Genomic DNA, 18,558 nt, shown 5'->3' on the forward strand with positions numbered 1-18,558 from the left:
TATCTCCTTAGTAGGAAATAGCGTTAGTATCTATGTAACGATATGTGTAAGCCACTTTCCTACGCCAGTACAAACTGGATCAGGTTCCAGGAATTATAAAGTTCTTTCTTTACTCTCAGCCTTAAACAAAGGCACTTCCAGTGGATAAATTATCTATTTAATTTTAAATAATGATGAGTAGCGTTTCATTTCAAGTTCATTTTACAATTTTTTTAAATGGAGTTCAAATTTTAATGAATATTGAGATTACAAAGCGTAAATACGAATTTAGTGAATAAAGTAACCAACGATCTACAATTTAATAAAAGAACTTTTAAATAAGATGTTGAAAACGATTTCAAAAACTGGTAATATTATTAAAAATAAATGCTGAAACCTTATGATGGTAAGGGTTTTAAGGGAGTTATTTTTACAAATAGGGAGTCTCGTGATTATATTAGACAACATATTTAGAATCAACAAATTAAAGGAAGTAGGAAAAAGAGGATATGGTACAAAGACAAAAGAAAAGTAGTGTTCGTTGGTTTTTCGCATTAGCATTTTTTATCATAGGTGTTATTGCTTACATGGATAGATCTAACATCTCATATATTGCCCCACAAATGATGGAAGATTTACATATGACAAAGCAACAATTTGGTCTATTAGCTTCATTCTTCTCATTAGGTTACGCGTTAATGCAAGTACCTTCTGGTATGTTAGCTGAGAAATTTGGACCTCGTAAGATGATTACAATCGCTTTAGTATGGTGGAGTGCTTTCACTATCTTTACAGGTATGATTAAACATCACGGTTTATTATATTTAGTGCGTTTCTTATTCGGTGTTGGTGAAGCGCCAATGTATCCATCAAACGCTGTGTTTAATGCAAACTGGTTCTCTAAAGATGAGAAAGGTAGAGCATCTAGTATGTTACTCGCTGGTTCTTATTTTGGACCTGTATTAGCGCCTGTGATTACTATTGCTATTGTAAATGCATTTAATTGGCAAGCTGTATTTTACATCTTCGGTGCTGTAGGTATTTTAATTGCAATACTATGGGGAATCATTGCGAAAGACTTACCAGAGCAACACCGTATGGTTAATGACGCTGAGAAACATTTCATTATGGAGAATCGTGACCTTGTTCAAACAAGTAAATCACTACCACCTTGGAATCAATTCTTCCGTCGTGTAAGTTTCTATGCGATTGCAGGTCAATACTTTGTAGTACAATTCGTTATTTCATTATTCTTGATTTGGTTACCAACTTATTTAACTGAACAATATCATGTTGAATTTAAAGACATGACTATTAGTTCATTACCTTGGTTTATCATGTTTATTTTAATTTTGTCTGCTGGTGCGATTTCAGATAAAATTTTACGCAGCGGACAATCAAGATTCGTTTCAAGAGGTTTAATTGCCATTGTTGGTTTCATCGTATTTGCAATTTCAATTTTCTTTGCAGTACATACTGAGAATTTATACGTAACGATTTTCTGGTTATCACTTGGTTTAGGTGGTATGGGTATATCAATGGGTATGAGCTGGGCAGCAGCTAATGACATTGGTAGAAACTTTGCCGGTACAGTATCTGGTTGGATGAATTTATGGGGTAACATTGGTGCATTATTAAGTCCATTCTTAGCTGGTGCGTTGGTTGCATCACTTGGTTGGACAATGACTTTCCAATTATTAATTATTCCAGCAGTCATCGCAGCAATTTTATGGTTGTTTGTATCACCAGACAAACCATTGATTAAAGATGAAAGTCGTGAATTAAAATAATTTCATATAAGCTAGGAAATCATTCCTAGAATCTAGCCAGTAAGTGGATTTTAATTAATTCATTTACTGGCTTATTTAATTACATTACTTGCTAAGTGCTTTGGAACATAGATTCACTAAATGTCTATTTTGAGAAAATATAATAAAATGTGTTTAAAGCTTAAAGTCACATTATTGTTTTATGTATGAGTGAAAATGGTAAAATAGTATTAAATTAATCACAAAATTGAGGGTGAAATGTATGATTATTATTAATGCCAAACTTAAAGTAAGTGAAGAACATCGTGAAGCCTATTTAGATTTAATGACGAACTTAGTTAAACATGCACGTGAAGAGGAAGGAAATACATTTTATAGCCACTATGAAGATGTAACTGAACGAAATACATTCGTAGTCGTAGAGAACTATAAAGATCAAGATGCGGTTGAAGCACACAACCACTCAGACCATTTTAAAGTGTTCAGCGAAAATATCGGCAAATATATTACAGAAAAACCAGTCATCGATGTTGCGGAAGCCAAATAATTAAAGAAATTTTCATAATAATATACATTACTAAGGTAGGATTTGAAATCTATGTCACAGATATAATTTCAATCCTACCTTTTTTGTAAATTAGACAATGGTCATCATATAACTTAATAAAAAGTGTTACCATTAAATATGTATGTTTTATAGAAAGGAAAGATAACATTGGGAAATGTTTTAAACTCACTTATCACATTTGACACAAGTAAAGTTGATCTGATGAAGGGTGTCAGACAAGGCTTGTTATTAATTATCCCAGCACTATTAGGTTATTTCCTAGGCAATTTTGCATTAGGATTGCTTGTATCGACTGGGACGTTGGCGCATATCTATGTGTTCAAAAGTTCACCCCGCTCAATGATTAGAACTGTTATCGTATGCTCATTGTCATTTGCAGTATGTATGATACTGGGCACACTTACAGTTACTGAGCCGATATTATATGGCGTAACCTTATTATTAGTTACAGTCATCCCATATTACATCTTCAGTGCATTGAAGATTGCAGGACCATCTTCAACATTCTTTCTTGTAACGTTTTGTTTACCAAGTAACTTGCCAATAGCACCAAATGAAGCGTTATACCGTGGTTTAGCAATTCTTGTTGGTGGTGCGATTGCTACATTAGTAGTCATCTTGACAATACTTTTCCAAAAACAAAAAATCGAAAATAGAGCGATTAATTCGGACTTTAACATGATTAAAGAATTAATGCACAATTATAATGATGTCGATAAATTTAAAGAAAGTACAAAAACAGCGGTAACACAGTTTAAAAATTCAGATGAATTGTTAATCACTGCTACGGCTGGAGTGAACCAGAAATTGAGTCCGCGCTTTCAAAGACTGTTATTACTCCACACATCGGCACAGGGGTTATATTCAGAATTATTGGAACTACATGAAAAAGGTATACGCCCTATACCAAATGAATTAGTTGAAATGATGGATGTTGCGATACGAAATGCATATCGAACAACAGCCTCTCGTGAAAAGTGGGCAAAAGAAGTTCATGTAGATGAAGCATTTGATGATTTATTACAATATATCTTGAAAATTGATGAAATTACGAACTTAGATTCAAGTCAAATTGAACATGAAGCAAGTGTTCGTAAACCGTTATATAGTCAACGTATCATTCATAATTTAACATTAGATTCGATTGTATTTCGAAATACATTAATTTACGCCGTCATTATGGCAGTAGCAATCTTTATTTCATTAGCCTTTAATATCCAAAAATCTTACTGGATACCATTAACAGCACATACAGTCTTATTAGGCATGACAACTCGACGTATGTTAGACCGTTCTGTTGCTCGTGGACTAGGTACTATCTTAGGAACACTTGTTTTATCAGCTATATTGTATTTCAATCCACACTTAATCATTGCCGTTATCATAATGGGTATTGCAGCGATGGTCACTGAAACATTTGTAGGTTCAAACTATGCGTTCGCAGTTATATTTATCACGATCCAAGTTATATTATTAAATGGTTTAGCATCAGATAACCTTTCAATTTCAATTGCCTATACACGTATCTTTGATGTATTAATCGGTATAGCAATTGCAGTTGTCGGAATTCTTCTTATTAACCGTCAAACAGCGTCTGTCATGTTACCACGAACGATTGCAGAAGTGGTTCGTAAGGAAGCGGTAATCTTCCAATATTTATTCTCAGAGAATCACTACCAAGATGATTTACGTGAAAGAGATGAAAGTTTAGCACTTTCAGTGAAAATGAGTAACATGATTCAAATCAACAATTCAGCAAGTGATGAATTGTTCTCTAATCAAGAAGTAATTCGTTATTATTATCCAAGTATATTTGCCTTGGAAGAGATTAACTTTATGTTAATGCGTGCGATGCAAGATCATCAACGTCAACGTATTTCAGATCAGCAAATGGGAGAATACCTAGTTACTTTTGAAAATTTAGCGAAACATTTCGAACTTCAAAGCCGACTTGAAATTAATGAACTCTCCGATTTACCTCAATATAATTACATTAAATCGGCATTAATGAGACTACAAAATAATTGTGTGCATACACGTAAAGATATAGATGATGTTGAAAATGGTGTGGCGATTAAAGCATAGTCCAATAAGCAAGTTTCACTCTAAACGATAGTGGTAAAGCAAACTATCAAGTTAAAAAGGAGTTTGATAGGATGCCTTGGACGATGGATGATTATCCGAACACGTGGAAGAACTTCGATGAATTAGAACGTAAGAAAGCAATTGATATTGGTAATGCTATGTTAAAAGATGGTTATAAAGAAGGGGATGTTATACCGATTGCTACACAGCAAGCTAAAGATTGGTATAAAGATGCGACGAAAGATGAGCTAGATGAATTAAAACATAAACACATTACCCAACACAAAAAAGATCAATCTGCAAATCCAAAACTAAATGACGAAAATGTACATGTCTATTTCGAAGATGATGAATGGAAAGTGAAAACAGAAGGTGCGAAACAAGCGTCTGATACGTTTGAGATGAAAGCAGAGGCCACTAAACGCGCACAAGACATCGCTGATAATCGTGGTACAAAAGTCATCGAACATAATAAGAATGAATCATCATAATTAATAGTTGCAAACCTTTATGTCTAGACGCATTGTTCAATATAAAGGTTTGCATTTTTAATTATAAATTTAATTGTTAAAAATAATGTGAAATCAAAGAGTATTATTTTTAGTTCATTTTGCAATTCGCTATAATATACAGTGATGATTAAGGAGGAAATACTATGTATGTAGAAAGAAAACCATCATTGTATATAGAAGAATTACGAAGTGAATTTAAAGATAACTTACATCATTTTAAAGATGGAGACGAAGCCTTTGATAGACTTATTGGCTTCGTAGAACTGGACCACTTATACTCCTCAGCCTTAAAAGAAATCAGTACAAAATTAGATATTCTAGATGACAACTTCAATCACGTTTATAAACACAACCCTATTCACCATATGGAACGCCGTGTGAAAGAAATGAACAGCTTAATTAAAAAGTTGCACCGCAAACAACTAGATATTAGTGCAGAAAGTGCTCGTGAACATATATTAGATATTGCAGGTATTCGCGTTGTTTGTAACTATTTAGAGGATATTTATGTCATTGAAAAGATGCTATTAAAACAAGAGGATGTCAAACTTCTAAAACGTAAAGACTATATTAAAAATCCAAAAGACAACGCCTATCGAAGCTTACATATTGTTGTGTCTATCCCAGTATTCTTATCAAATAAAGTTGAAAAGCTTCCAGTGGAGATTCAAATTAGAACCATTGGTATGGATATGTGGGCAAGTCTAGAGCATAAAATTCGCTATAAAAATAATGCGAGTACGGATGATTATAGTGATATGTTAAAAGACTGTGCACTTGAAATTGCAGATGTAGAATCTAAAATGCAATCGATTCATTCTGCTATTTCAGATAATAACTAAAACGATTAGTTTATAGTATAACTTGATGAATTGTACGTAACTTGCAACAATTCTATAAGTTATACTTTTTAATTTGCCTCTGTTTTGATAATTTTGTGATAAAATAATAATTTAGTAATATAGCAATTTTTGAGGTTGATTATGAACAGAAAATATTTCAAAACACAAATTTATCAATTGAAAAATTATCATAACGAACAAGTCGAAGTGGCATTTGCCGGGAATCAAACTTCAAATAGGGCAATTGTCTTCTTACATGGGGCAATCATGACCTACCGCATTATGACGATGTTTGAACCGTACTTTAGAGAATATAAGATGATCTATATTAACTGTCCAAGCCGTGGCAAAAGCTCAAGTATCGATCGCAATAATCACACATTAGATGATTACTCTGAACGAATTGAAGACGTTTTGGAACAAATTGTTTCGTCACAACAACTTGAAAAGGTCATGGTCATTGGTTACTCGATGGGTGGTATGATTGGCACACGTTTGTTGAAATTTAATACATTGCCTATATCGCACCTTGTTTATTTAAGCAGCGCAGCTAAAATTACACCAAACACAAGTATGCTAGCACGTTTGTTCTCTACAGATAGTAAACGTGATCACTTTAAAGATGAAATTACTGCAATTAAAAATTTGCCACAATATATTTTAAAAAAGACGGTCTACGCACGAAAAGAAAACGGACTAGATATCTTATCATTCGTCGCCCCAATTAAAACAATCATTACAGACTTAATTTATACAATTAAAGCTGATTATCTTCCAGATATTGAAGAAATTGAACAATTTCCTAAGTTATTATTTATCTCTGGCAAAGATGATGAAATCATTCCGTATACTGATTCACAAGCGACAATGGAGCAGTATAAACGCTATGGAGGAGAAACGAAAGAAATCGTCTATCCAGGTATCGGCCATATGGACTTTCCTTCTGTCCTTGAACAATTACCAAATGGTACGGTAGGCATTGTCGATCATATTAAAGATTGGATAGAAGACAAATAAGACATCCTTCAGACTTACTTTAAGCTATGTGTAAAAATCTCTTGCTCGTGACGTAGCGTCATGAGGTAGATTCAATGTAGGAGGTGGACACTATGTCACATTATACAGTTGGAGAGCTAGCCAATCATTTAGGAGTTACAGTTCGAACACTACAATATTATGATCGTAAAGGCTTATTGACAGCTGAACGTGCATCAGAATCAAATCGTAGACATTACAATGATGATCATATACAACAACTACAGTTGATAGTTTTGTTAAAGCAATTTGGTTGTACATTGGATGAAATTAAAACGCTACTTTACGAGGATAGCGATATGCAGACGCTTAAAGCAATGTTGCAACTGAATAAGAAAGAATTAGAGACAAGTATATATAATCAAACAAAAGCACTAAAACATTTGAACAACGTTGACCAATATATTTCAAGTCAATCAAGCGCTCCAATAAATCATTTATCTGACATAGATAAAGCAATGAAACAATCTACTACATTGAAATCGTTTAAAAGTAAAGTATGGATTAGCGCAGGTGTCATTGGCATTATTCAATACACAGTGTTAATCGCAAGTTTATTGAGAAGTTCGAGTAAACCTTTTATTGCGATAGTGCCTATCTTAGTAACCTATGCCGTTGGATTAACAACATATTATTATAAAAATATTTCATATCTGTGTCCCAATTGCCAATATACGTTTAAGCCATCATTGAAACAGTTTATTTTGGCACGACATACTATGCAGACACGTAAATTAGAATGCCCTAAGTGTCACGAAACACATTACTGCATCGAAGTTTCTGAAGAGAAGAAATAGAATTTTAATCATGGTTTTCCCGGTCCATCTGTGGCCGGGTTTTTTAAATTTATAAAAAGAAAGCGTTTGCAAAAACGAAACGTATATATTAATATACTTGTATACAAGTTGTAATTGAGTCAATAGGAGTGAAAGATGTGAAAGAAGGTTATCCAGAACAATGGCTTGGTGGCATGTCTAAAGGAGAAGGTGTCGCAGCAGAAATACGATTGCAAATTGTGAGTGGGGAAATCGAAGTAGATACGCTACTTACTGAGAATCAAGTCGCAAAACAATTTGATGTTAGTCGTTCCCCTGTTAGAGATGCATTCAAATTATTACAGACGGATCAACTTATTCAATTAGAACGCATGGGAGCTAAAGTTTTACTGTTTGGTGATCAAGAGAAGAAAGAACTCTATGATTTACGTTTAATGTTAGAGTCATTTGCCTTCTCTAAGATCAAACACACTGATAGAGCACCTATAACTAAAGAGATGCGTAAGCACCTTGAAATGATGAAAGTAGCAGTTAAATTCGAAGATGCTGAAGCATTTACACAACATGACATTCAATTTCATGAAGCCATGATTATCGCATCCAACCATCAATATTTACAAGCATTTTGGAATCATTTGAAACCCGTAATAGAAACACTCGTATTACTATCTATGAGACATCGCATGGAGCAAGATAAAGAAGATTTTGAACGCATTCATAGTAACCATGAGGTGTTTATTGAAGCGGTAGAACACTATGACTCTACAAAATTAAGAGAAGCCTTTCACTTAAATTTTGATGATGTTGGCGAAGACATTGAAAGTTTCTGGCTAAGATAAATAGAAGAAAGAAGGAATAATATGAAATACATGATTGGTGTTGACATAGGGACAACAAGTACGAAATCAGTATTATATGATGAAAATGGACAATTCATAATGAAACACAACATTGGTTACCCCTTACATACCCCAAATGTAGATGTTTCTGAAGAGAACCCTGACGAATTGTTTGATGCAGTACTAATGACTGTGAAATATGTTGTTAGAGAAGCAAATATAAAAAAAGAAGACATCAAACTAATTTCATTTAGTGCACAAATGCATAGTCTGATTGCACTCGATGCACAACATCATCGTTTGACTGAAAGTATTACATGGGCAGACAATCGCGCGAGTAAATACGCAAAACTAATTAATAAGGAATATTATGGCTCAGACATATATCAACGTACAGGAACTCCAATTCATCCGATGTCACCATTATCTAAGATATTCTGGATGAAGCATGAACAATCAGATATTTATAAACAAACTGCCATGTTCGCAGATATAAAAACTTACATATTCTACCAACTATTTGAAAAATATGTCATCGATTACTCAATGGCGTCAGCTACTGGCATGTTCAATCTTGAAAAACTTGACTGGGATAAAGAGGCACTTGAATTGTTGGGTATCACTGAAGCACAATTACCACAATTGGTACCTACGACACATATTCTTAAAGGTATGAAGAAACGCTATGCAACTTTAATGGGCATTGATGAGAATACACCTATTATTGTAGGTGCAAGTGATGGTGTTCTTTCTAACTTAGGAGTGAATAGTTATAAAAAAGGCGAAGTCGCTGTCACAATCGGTACATCTGGCGCGATTCGAACAGTCATTAATAAACCTCGCACCGATTATAAAGGACGTATCTTCTGTTACGTACTAGACGAAGAACATTATGTCATTGGCGGACCAGTAAACAACGGTGGAGTTGTTCTGAGATGGCTAAGAGATGAACTCCTTGCAAGTGAAGTTGAAACTGCCAAACGTTTAGGCGTTGATCCATATGATGTACTGACTAAAATCGCAAGTCGGGTTAAGCCAGGTGCAGAAGGTCTCATCTTCCATCCGTACCTTGCAGGTGAACGTGCACCATTATGGAACGCCGATGCACGTGGTTCATTCTTCGGTCTTACACTCTCGCATCAAAAGGAACATATGATTCGTGCTGCTTTAGAAGGTGTACTCTATAATCTTTATACAGTTTATCTTGCGCTTATAGAAGTAATGAACGAAACACCAAGCACAATCAAAGCGACAGGAGGATTTGCTAAGAGTGAAGTGTGGCGTCAAATGATGGCAGATATCTTCGACACAGACCTTATCGTGCCTGAAAGCTATGAAAGTTCTTGTTTAGGCGCTTGTGTATTAGGTTTGAAATCATTAGGGGAAATTGATGACTTCTCAATTATTGAAGAAATGGTCGGGACAACGAATGCACATCAACCTGATTCAGAAACCGTTCTAGTGTATCAACAGTTAGTATCAATCTTTATTAATTTAAGTCGCTCATTAGAAGAACGTTATGCAGAAATTGCAGATTTTCAACGTAAGCACATGAAGTAAATCAATTAATTAAAAAAAGAAAACATTGGGAGGATTCACTATGCTTGGAGATATTTGGCCACTTATCAGTGTTGTTATCGGGATTTTATTACTACTATCATTAATTATATTCTTGAAATTGAATACATTTATTTCATTAATCGTCACTTCTGTCGTGACTGCTATACTACTAGGTATGCCATTAAATAAAATAATGGAAACTATAGAAGCGGGAATGGGAAGTACGCTTGGCCACATTGCATTAATCTTTGGATTAGGGGCAATGCTTGGTAAATTACTTGCAGATGGTGGCGGTGCCAATCGAATTGCCGACACATTGATTGCTAAATTTGGACCTAAACACGTGCAATGGGCAATGTTGATTGCAGCATTTATCGTGGGTATCGCACTATTCTTCGAAGTAGGTTTAGTTTTATTAATTCCGTTAGTGTTTACGATTGCTAAACGTGCAAAAGTATCACCTTTAAAACTTGGTTTACCAATGGTGGCAGCTTTATCAGTTACACATGGTTTCTTACCGCCACACCCTGGACCAGTCGTTATCGCTAAAGAACTAAAAGCGAATGTGGGAGAAGTATTACTATTTGGAATCATCATTGCAATTCCAGTAACGATTATTGCTGGACCTGTATTTAATAAAATTGCACAAAAAATTATACCTTCAGCATACACTCGTGAAGGTGATATCTCAGCATTGGGTTCTCAAAAAGAATTTAAAGAATCTGAAATGCCAGGTTTTGGATTAAGTTTATTTACAGCAATATTGCCAGTGATCTTAATGTTAATTTCGACTATTGTTCAATTAATCACTGGCCATGAAGAAGCTAAAAATTTATTTGAACAAATTGTTTACTTCATAGGTACGGCTGGTACTGCGATGTTAATTTCAGTTATCTTCGCTATCTTCTCAATGGGCTTGAACCGTGGCAGAAAGATGGACGACATTATGAAGTCAGTTACAAATGCCATCTATCCAATTGGTATGATGATCTTAATCATTGGCGGTGGTGGCACATTCAAGCAAGTATTAATTGATGGTGGCGTGGGTGATACAATCGCAAAAATGTTCGAAGGTTCTACAATGTCACCTATCTTACTTGCTTGGATAGTAGCAGCAGTATTACGTATTGCATTAGGTTCAGCCACAGTAGCTGCCATCTCTACAACAGGTATCGTTTTACCATTATTACAACACTCAGATGTTAACGTTGCACTCGTTGTACTTGCAATAGGAGCAGGAAGCGTTATTCTATCTCACGTAAATGATGCAGGATTCTGGATGTTTAAAGAATACTTCGGATTAACCGTCAAAGAAACATTCTTAACTTGGTCACTACTTGAGACAATCATCTCTGTATCAGGTATCATCTTTATATTATTTATTAACTTATTTGTATAAGAATCTTTTATAAAAGCACTCACTGCAAAATGGTGAGTGTTTTTTAGTTCAACAAATAGGTTTTCTACTAACAATTTTCAACCGTTTGAAAATGAATATATTAATAAAAATTTGCATACTTAAATGGCACCACCAGTGTAGTGCCTGTACCACCCATAGTTAAATTAATAAGCTATTGCTAGGAAAGAAATCAAAAGAGTGATAAACTAACAAATGATATAAAAGACAGAATGTGCAAAGGAGTTACTTGAGTTTGAAACAGATAAAAAAAGCAATCATACCTGCTGCTGGTTTAGGGACGCGATTCTTACCAGCTACTAAAGCGATGCCTAAAGAAATGCTTCCTATTCTAGACAAACCTACAATTCAATACATAGTGGAAGAGGCTTCTCGTGCAGGAATTGAAGATATTATCATCGTAACTGGTAAACATAAACGCGCAATTGAAGATCATTTTGATAATCAAAAAGAATTAGAAATGGTTCTTGAAGAAAAAGGAAAAGATGACCTACTTGAGAAAGTACAATATTCTACGGACTTAGCAAACATCTTCTACGTTCGACAAAAAGAACAAAAAGGATTAGGACATGCGATACATACAGCTCGTCAATTTATTGGAAATGAACCATTTGCAGTCTTGTTAGGTGATGACATCGTTGAATCAGAGACACCAGCTATCAAACAATTGATGAACGTTTACGAAGAAACAGGTCATTCAGTCATTGGTGTTCAAGAAGTACCAGAGAGCGTTACTCATAGATATGGTATTATTGATCCATTAGAAAAAGAAGGCCGTCGTTACGAGGTAAAACAATTTGTTGAGAAACCGAAACAAGGTACAGCACCTTCAAATCTAGCCATCATGGGACGTTACATCTTAACACCTGAGATATTTGACTACCTTGAAACACAAAAAGAAGGCGCTGGAAATGAAATTCAGCTCACTGATGCGATTGAACGTATGAATAGTGATATTCCAGTTTATGCATACGACTTTGATGGTGATCGTTACGATGTTGGAGAAAAATTAGGCTTCGTTAAAACAACGATTGAATATGCACTTAAAGATCCAAAGATGAAAGATGAACTCATTAAGTTTATTAAAGAATTAGGATTTTAATATAATGATACAGAAGAAGACCCCATAGACACTTAAGTGATCAGCTTAAATGTTTATGGGGTTCATCTTTGATGTGAAAAATATCGCACCTATACTTCTTTAGATACATTTCGACTTAATTAATACTTAGTTAAAGCATCAGAGAGTAAGTATTAATTAAAAATTTTGTAATAGCTTTTTTCCTAAAAATATAGTTCATAATACACCTGACATATGGTAAAGAATTATGGGTACTTCTTTGGATTACGTAATCTTGGCTGTTTGATTCATGTTGCGTTGACTGACTTGTCACGAGCATTATGAACATATATTTCAAGAAGTATAAATTCCACTCATCTCAGTTTCCGCTAAGATGAGCTTTTTGGGAAATATAATATGTAATGGTTATACTTCCCAACCTCCTCTAAAACTCTATGTATTAGATGTATATCTAATACACTTAAATTGTACAATATATTATTCAGATAGAATACCTGTCGTAATATCAAACCTTTAGCTAAAAATATCAATCTTTTTACTTCATTTAAAATTTAGTGAAAAAGAAAGAGACCCACCTTACTCTCCAGTTAAGATGCGTCTCTAACGAATTTTATCAGTTGAGAGCTTATTATCTCCCTCATACATCAGATCGATCTAATGTGAGTTAATTATACTATGGAATTGAATCTTTTTTAATAGTGGTTAGTATCAATATTTTGTCTAATAATATCAATTTATGTAATTTTAACAATATATAGGTGGTAAAATATTTATCTTTAGGGACTTTTGATTGTAACTATATGTAGTCAAGCATAGTAACAAATTGAGTTATAAAATTATATAATGATGCCATCTATATTCCACATACATAAATCCCTTCAATTACTTTCATTTTCAAAAAAGTGAACTATTTGTGAAAAGTATCACAAAAGACTTTAAAAATTTTTAAAAGGGTGTATGATAAGAATTGTAAGGAATAAGTAATGGGAAGTGATACTGATGAGAAAAGTAATTGAAGAAGTTGTTTTTTCTGATGAAGGTAGTTACGACATTTATTTGAAAACTGGTGTTAATCAAGGAATGATCGGCGATATTAAAGATGGCTACTTGACTATCGATTCAATTCCATATATTGATGCAGAACGACTATATTACTATGGACTCGAACGTAAAACACTCGTTACAAATTAATACAAATTGAATGGCCTCCTATTAACATTCAAGAACCTTATATGCCTTCGTTGGTGAGCAGTCGAAGGCATACCATAAATATACCCCTAATCATTCTGGAATAATGTGTTGAAAGCCCGTATCTTACCATAGAGATACGGGCTTCATTGTATTATAAATCTTTGAAGTTCTTCTTAACTTCATTATATTGATATTCTTGATTATATAACTTAAATTTGTAGCCTTCTTGACTAGAGAATGGCATTCTTACACGTGGAATTTGATCCAATTGTGCGATAAATTCTCTCTCTTGGCGTGTACGTTGCTTCACACTCATATTCATCCATTCCTCTTCACTATATAAATCGATGAAATGAAACGAGAAACTTGTTCTACTCTTTTCAGCACGTAACGCTTGAATACGTTCATCAAATGTCATTGTGTATCCTCCTATCTTTCTATATGCCCAATGATTTAATTACATATATTCACTTTAATACGTTTTCATAAAGATTACAATTCATCTTAGTATTTTCATAATAATATTTCCTGGAAATTGTCTTAAAGGTTTAATGCATTTTAAATAAGGTAATGTATTTTATGAATCTAAAATAAAGGATGAAGTGAAATGACAGAATTAAACGGACGCGTAGCAATTATTACCGGTGCAAGTAGTGGTATCGGAGCAGCAACAGCAAAAGCACTTGAAAAGCAAGGTGTTAAAATCGTACTAGCAGGACGTAGTCATGATAAATTGAATACGGTAGCGAAAGATATGAATGAAGACAATATACATATTGTGCCTACAGATGTGACAAACCAAGCAGAAGTAGATGCATTAGTAGCAAAAGCCATCGATGTATTTGGACATGTGGATATCTTCGTAAATTGTGCAGGTGTAATGCGTTCATCTAAAATCACAGACTATCAAGTTGAGTCATGGGATTCAATGGTTGATACGAATATTAAAGGACTTCTATACAGTCTCAATGCGATATTACCTAAGTTTGAAGCACAGGGGTCAGGACATGTGGTAAATTTAGCATCTATATCTGCGAATGAAGTATCTAAAGAAAGTGCATTATATAGTGCTACAAAATCTGCTGTACTGATGATTTTTAATGGTTTAGAAAAAGAATTAGCAAAAACGGGGATTAAAACAACAAGCATATTACCAGGAATGGTAGATACACCAATGACAGAACGCAGTGACTTTGGTGGTCGTAAGAAACTAGATCCTGAAAATATTGCAGATGCGATTATTTACGCATTAACACAACCTGCACATGTTAATGTGAACGAAGTGACAGTACGACCAGTGTAGTAGATTATAGAGAGACTAGGACATTAAGTACTTATATAATGTAAAATTATATTAAAATGGTACACTGATAATGAAGGATGATAGTGGGGATAACTAAGATTTGGAGGAGTGACAAAGATGGAGAAACGTCTTTATAACTTATTAGAATTATTAGTTAGCTATAATACGGAGAGTCCACCTGGACGTAATACAGACCCTTTGCAAGATGAGATTGAAGAATTATTAAAAGCACTTGGATTTAGTATTCAACGGGAACAACTTTATAAGGATGATAGTGTCATTGTCGCGACTTTGAAGGGGAGTGACCCTTCCGCACCTAAACTTATATTAAATGGCCATGTAGATGTGGCATCAGTAGATGATGATTCAAACTGGACGTATCCGCCATTTGAATTAACCCAAGTGGATGACTGGCTTTATGGTCGTGGGGTAAGTGATATGAAAGGTGGTATGGCGTCATTATTTTATATTCTTGAAAAGTTACATCAAGAAGGACGGCAACCGAAAGGCGATATTATTGTGCAATCGGTTGTAGGAGAAGAAGTGGGTGAAGCAGGTACGAAACTTGCTTGTGAAATTGGACCTAAAGCTGATCTAGCATTCGTGTTAGACACAAGTGAGAATATGGCGCTTGGTCAAGGTGGTGTGATTACCGGCTGGATTACCGTGAAAAGTAAAAATACCATTCATGACGGTGCGCGGAGTCAAACTATCCATGCTGGTGGTGGGTTATTTGGTGCGAGTGCTATTGAAAAAATGACAAAAATTATTCACGCACTAAACGAATTAGAACAGCACTGGGCTGTAATGAAACATAGTCCAGGTATGCCTCCAGGTGCAAATACCATTAACCCGGCAGTGATTGAAGGTGGACGTCATCCGGCATTTATTGCAGATGAATGTCGTTTATGGATAACGGTTCATTATTTGCCAAACGAGCGATATGAAGATGTAGTTGCAGAAATAGAAGATTACTTGAATCGGGTGGCTGAGGCTGATATTTGGCTTCGGGAGAATCCAATGAAGTTTGAATGGGGCGGTGAATCAATGATTGAAGACAAAGGTGAAATCTTTCCTAGCTTCACCATTCCTACTGAACATCCTGGATTTAAACAATTACAGTCAGCGCATCAAACTGTTCATGGAACGGATTTAAAGCATGGTATGAGTACGACTGTAACTGATGGTGGTTGGACAGCACACTTTGGTATACCAACTATTTTATATGGGCCTGGTAGTTTAGAAGAAGCACATAGCGTCGATGAGAAGATAGAAGCATCAGAACTACAAACCTATAGTGATGTTCTCTACCAATTCTTAAATCATTGGTACGATCACCCTGAGAAATAAAATTGTTTACAAAAATAAAGGCAATGGTCATGTGCGACCATTGCCTATTTTATATGTTATTTCTTTAGTGAACGACGGATACGATTCATCCAATTGGCACGACGTTTAGATACAACTGGCATACCTGATGGTTGAGCAGAACGTTTTTTAAGTTCTTGTCCATATTTAATTGCTTCTTGCATTAAATAGACTTGTGAATTTAATGGTGATAAGTTATTTTCCACATAGTGATAATGACCATGTTCATCTTGGTAGCGTCCTTTTTGATTATCAGATAATTGTAAGTCCATGAAGTCGACTAGGCGTTTTCCAATTTCTTTATCTTCAACTGGGAATAAGATTTCTACACGTTTAATCATGTTACGTGTCATTACATCAGCTGATGATAAATAGATGCGTTCATCTCCATTGTTATGGAAGTAATAAATACGAGAGTGCTCTAGTAAACGACCAACGATACTTACTACTTCAATATTCTCACTTATGCCAGGAATACCTGGTTTTAAGCAACAGATACCACGAATAATGAGTTGAATCTTCACACCGGCTTGTGATGCTTCGAATAACTTTTCAATGATGGCTTTATCCGTAAGTGAGTTCATCTTCATCATAATCTTACCATTGCCATGTTGAAGGTGACTGCTAATCTCTTTATCAATGCGATCGATAAAGACATCACGAATATCAAATGGTGCTACGATTAATTTATTGTATTCTGGTTTTACTGAGTACCCACTTAAATAATTGAAGAAGTTAATGGCATCTTCTGCAATTTGTTCATTTGTAGTGATAATACCCATATCTGTATAGAGTTTCGCAGTCTTGTCATTATAGTTACCTGTTCCTAAGTGAACGAATGATGTTAATTCGCCAGCGATACGTTTAACGACTAAAGCGATTTTACTGTGTGTCTTAAGATGTGTCATACCATATATAACGTGACAACCTGCATCTTCTAACATGCGTGCCCAGTGTACGTTGTTTTCTTCATCGAAACGTGCTTTCAATTCTACAAGTACGGTTACTTGTTTACCTTTTTCAGCAGCTTCTTTTAAACTCTTAATAATAGGTGAGTCTTTACTAACGCGATACAATGTCTGTTTAATCGCTATTGTATTTGGATCGTCCGCAGCTTCGCGAATAAAGTCAACAATTGGTTCGAAAGATTCGTATGGGTGATGGAAGAAGATATCACGTTTTAATGCAAGTTCATATAAATTATTATTGCCTAAAGAACGTGGAATTTGTGGTGAATATTTTTCATAAGTTAAATAGTTTAATTTATGAGATAGGTGATCGACTAAGCCGAAAATAAATGTTAAGTCTAATGGTCCATTTAAGAAATAAACATCTTGCTTATCAACTTCCAATGTTTCGATAAGCCAGTCTAAATCATCTGGATTTGCAGTACGACCATCAACTTCCAGACGTACAGCTGAACCACTCTTACGTTCTTTAAGGAAACGTTCGATTTCGATAAGTAAGTCTTCAGCGCCATCCTCATGTATCGTCAAATCGGCATTTCTTGTGATTCTGAATGTGAAGGTATTTAATACTTCATAACCAGTAAATAGATAATTGATAAAATATGTGATAACATCTTCAACCATAACCACATATTGTTTAGGACCTTCATTATAAGTTAAGAATCTTGGAATGAGTGACGGGATTTGAACAATTGCTGAATTAATCGCATCTTCAGTATCAATGTCTACGAAGATGTTTAAACTTTTATTATTAAGTTTAGGGAAAGGATGATACGCATCAATGCCAAGTGGTGTTAAAGTTGGCAGAATCGTTAGTTTAAAATCTCTTTCTAATTTGTTTAATAAAGGTTCAGATAATTCATGTGGTTCACACATCACTATTTCATAATCTTGAAGTTCTGTCATTAATTCGTTATAACGTTCATATTGTGTATCAACATATTTTTTAGCTTTTTCTTGGATGGCATCAACTTGTTCTTGTGGTGTCATTTGTGCTTTGTTTTCTGGTTTGTCGTAGCCCATCTTAACTTGGTCTTTTAAACCTGCAACGCGAACCATGAAGAATTCATCTAAGTTAGAACTAAAAATAGATATAAAGTTTAACTTCTCTAGTAGCGGATTATTTTTGTCATATGCTTCTTGAAGTACGCGATAGTTGAAATCAAGCCAACTTAGTTCGCGGTTGTTGTAGTATTGCGGTAAGCTAATATCATTTTCTCCCAATTGAGTTTGCATTCCAAATACACCTCGTCATTTCCTCAAAT

Annotated in this window: 16 protein-coding genes and 1 riboswitch; of the genes, 14 read left to right on the top strand and 2 right to left on the bottom strand. The window is 34.7% G+C overall.

Annotated features, from left to right (window positions below):
* Positions 1-39: 39 nt before the first annotated feature.
* Positions 40-149: riboswitch (TPP riboswitch) on the bottom strand.
* Positions 150-488: 339 nt separating this feature from the next.
* The 12 genes from HMPREF3134_RS06545 to HMPREF3134_RS06600 all read left to right on the top strand — a co-directional run bounded on the left by HMPREF3134_RS06545 (position 489) and on the right by HMPREF3134_RS06600 (position 13,654).
* Positions 489-1,769, top strand: coding sequence for a pyruvate MFS transporter (locus HMPREF3134_RS06545; protein WP_070441639.1), 1,281 nt, complete (start codon positions 489-491; stop codon positions 1,767-1,769).
* A gap of 241 nt (positions 1,770-2,010) precedes the next feature.
* On the top strand, positions 2,011-2,295 hold the full coding sequence (locus HMPREF3134_RS06550) for a putative quinol monooxygenase (RefSeq protein WP_037550272.1): 285 nt from the start codon (positions 2,011-2,013) through the stop codon (positions 2,293-2,295).
* A gap of 168 nt (positions 2,296-2,463) precedes the next feature.
* Positions 2,464-4,401, top strand: coding sequence for an FUSC family protein (locus HMPREF3134_RS06555; protein WP_070441642.1), 1,938 nt, complete (start codon positions 2,464-2,466; stop codon positions 4,399-4,401).
* A gap of 71 nt (positions 4,402-4,472) precedes the next feature.
* Positions 4,473-4,892, top strand: coding sequence for a DUF2188 domain-containing protein (locus HMPREF3134_RS06560; protein WP_053025346.1), 420 nt, complete (start codon positions 4,473-4,475; stop codon positions 4,890-4,892).
* 164 nt (positions 4,893-5,056) lie between these two features.
* Positions 5,057-5,755 carry a GTP pyrophosphokinase gene (locus HMPREF3134_RS06565; RefSeq protein ID WP_070441645.1) on the top strand — a complete coding sequence of 233 codons (699 nt, stop codon included), beginning with the start codon at positions 5,057-5,059 and terminating at the stop codon, positions 5,753-5,755.
* Positions 5,756-5,896: 141 nt separating this feature from the next.
* Positions 5,897-6,772 carry an alpha/beta fold hydrolase gene (locus HMPREF3134_RS06570; protein WP_070441648.1) on the top strand — a complete coding sequence of 292 codons (876 nt, stop codon included), beginning with the start codon at positions 5,897-5,899 and terminating at the stop codon, positions 6,770-6,772.
* A 92-nt stretch (positions 6,773-6,864) separates the two neighbouring features.
* On the top strand, positions 6,865-7,587 hold the full coding sequence (locus HMPREF3134_RS06575; protein WP_070441651.1) for a MerR family transcriptional regulator: 723 nt from the start codon (positions 6,865-6,867) through the stop codon (positions 7,585-7,587).
* Between the two features lie 137 nt (positions 7,588-7,724).
* Positions 7,725-8,405, top strand: coding sequence for a GntR family transcriptional regulator (locus HMPREF3134_RS06580; RefSeq protein ID WP_070441654.1), 681 nt, complete (start codon positions 7,725-7,727; stop codon positions 8,403-8,405).
* Positions 8,406-8,426: 21 nt separating this feature from the next.
* Complete coding sequence (gntK, locus tag HMPREF3134_RS06585) at positions 8,427-9,965, top strand: gluconokinase (protein WP_070441657.1); 1,539 nt, start codon at positions 8,427-8,429, stop codon at positions 9,963-9,965.
* Between the two features lie 40 nt (positions 9,966-10,005).
* A complete protein-coding gene (locus HMPREF3134_RS06590; protein WP_070441660.1) occupies positions 10,006-11,364 on the top strand; it encodes a gluconate:H+ symporter in 1,359 nt (452 codons plus the stop codon).
* 253 nt (positions 11,365-11,617) lie between these two features.
* Positions 11,618-12,484: a UTP--glucose-1-phosphate uridylyltransferase GalU gene (gene galU / locus HMPREF3134_RS06595; protein ID WP_011274904.1), complete on the top strand. Its 867-nt coding sequence runs from the start codon at positions 11,618-11,620 to the stop codon at positions 12,482-12,484.
* A gap of 978 nt (positions 12,485-13,462) precedes the next feature.
* Positions 13,463-13,654: a hypothetical protein gene (locus HMPREF3134_RS06600; RefSeq protein ID WP_011274908.1), complete on the top strand. Its 192-nt coding sequence runs from the start codon at positions 13,463-13,465 to the stop codon at positions 13,652-13,654.
* 151 nt (positions 13,655-13,805) lie between these two features.
* Here the strand turns inward: HMPREF3134_RS06600 and HMPREF3134_RS06605 are convergent, their stop codons facing one another.
* Complete coding sequence (locus HMPREF3134_RS06605; protein ID WP_037535652.1) at positions 13,806-14,072, bottom strand: DUF1413 domain-containing protein; 267 nt, start codon at positions 14,070-14,072, stop codon at positions 13,806-13,808.
* Between the two features lie 189 nt (positions 14,073-14,261).
* Between HMPREF3134_RS06605 and HMPREF3134_RS06610 the strand changes: the two genes are divergently transcribed.
* Together HMPREF3134_RS06610 and HMPREF3134_RS06615 are read left to right on the top strand one after the other, a co-directional pair.
* Complete coding sequence (locus tag HMPREF3134_RS06610; RefSeq protein WP_070441663.1) at positions 14,262-14,957, top strand: SDR family oxidoreductase; 696 nt, start codon at positions 14,262-14,264, stop codon at positions 14,955-14,957.
* Between the two features lie 117 nt (positions 14,958-15,074).
* The gene (locus HMPREF3134_RS06615; protein ID WP_070441666.1) at positions 15,075-16,307 is read left to right on the top strand and encodes an acetylornithine deacetylase; all 1,233 of its coding nucleotides are present in this window, start codon (positions 15,075-15,077) and stop codon (positions 16,305-16,307) included.
* A 56-nt stretch (positions 16,308-16,363) separates the two neighbouring features.
* On the opposite strand, the gene HMPREF3134_RS06620 is transcribed toward HMPREF3134_RS06615, so the two are convergent.
* Entirely contained in the window at positions 16,364-18,529 is a 2,166-nt protein-coding gene (locus HMPREF3134_RS06620) for an RNA degradosome polyphosphate kinase (protein ID WP_070441669.1), read from the bottom strand.
* Between the last annotated feature and the right edge of the window lie 29 nt (positions 18,530-18,558).

It is taken from the genome of Staphylococcus sp. HMSC14D10 (assembly GCF_001808125.1).
In the GTDB taxonomy this organism is placed as follows: domain Bacteria; phylum Bacillota; class Bacilli; order Staphylococcales; family Staphylococcaceae; genus Staphylococcus; species Staphylococcus haemolyticus.

What these genes read in the sequence shown, in the direction of transcription:
- HMPREF3134_RS06610 (WP_070441663.1), top strand. Translation starts at nt 14,262, where the DNA reads ATGACAGAATTAAACGGACGCGTAGCAATTATTACCGGTGCAAGTAGT.
- HMPREF3134_RS06605 (WP_037535652.1), bottom strand. Translation starts at nt 14,072, where the DNA reads ATGACATTTGATGAACGTATTCAAGCGTTACGTGCTGAAAAGAGTAGA.
- gntK (WP_070441657.1), top strand. Translation starts at nt 8,427, where the DNA reads ATGAAATACATGATTGGTGTTGACATAGGGACAACAAGTACGAAATCA.
- HMPREF3134_RS06615 (WP_070441666.1), top strand. Translation starts at nt 15,075, where the DNA reads ATGGAGAAACGTCTTTATAACTTATTAGAATTATTAGTTAGCTATAAT.
- HMPREF3134_RS06565 (WP_070441645.1), top strand. Translation starts at nt 5,057, where the DNA reads ATGTATGTAGAAAGAAAACCATCATTGTATATAGAAGAATTACGAAGT.
- HMPREF3134_RS06575 (WP_070441651.1), top strand. Translation starts at nt 6,865, where the DNA reads ATGTCACATTATACAGTTGGAGAGCTAGCCAATCATTTAGGAGTTACA.
- HMPREF3134_RS06550 (WP_037550272.1), top strand. Translation starts at nt 2,011, where the DNA reads ATGATTATTATTAATGCCAAACTTAAAGTAAGTGAAGAACATCGTGAA.
- HMPREF3134_RS06570 (WP_070441648.1), top strand. Translation starts at nt 5,897, where the DNA reads ATGAACAGAAAATATTTCAAAACACAAATTTATCAATTGAAAAATTAT.
- HMPREF3134_RS06590 (WP_070441660.1), top strand. Translation starts at nt 10,006, where the DNA reads ATGCTTGGAGATATTTGGCCACTTATCAGTGTTGTTATCGGGATTTTA.
- HMPREF3134_RS06560 (WP_053025346.1), top strand. Translation starts at nt 4,473, where the DNA reads ATGCCTTGGACGATGGATGATTATCCGAACACGTGGAAGAACTTCGAT.
- HMPREF3134_RS06600 (WP_011274908.1), top strand. Translation starts at nt 13,463, where the DNA reads ATGAGAAAAGTAATTGAAGAAGTTGTTTTTTCTGATGAAGGTAGTTAC.
- HMPREF3134_RS06620 (WP_070441669.1), bottom strand. Translation starts at nt 18,529, where the DNA reads ATGCAAACTCAATTGGGAGAAAATGATATTAGCTTACCGCAATACTAC.
- HMPREF3134_RS06545 (WP_070441639.1), top strand. Translation starts at nt 489, where the DNA reads ATGGTACAAAGACAAAAGAAAAGTAGTGTTCGTTGGTTTTTCGCATTA.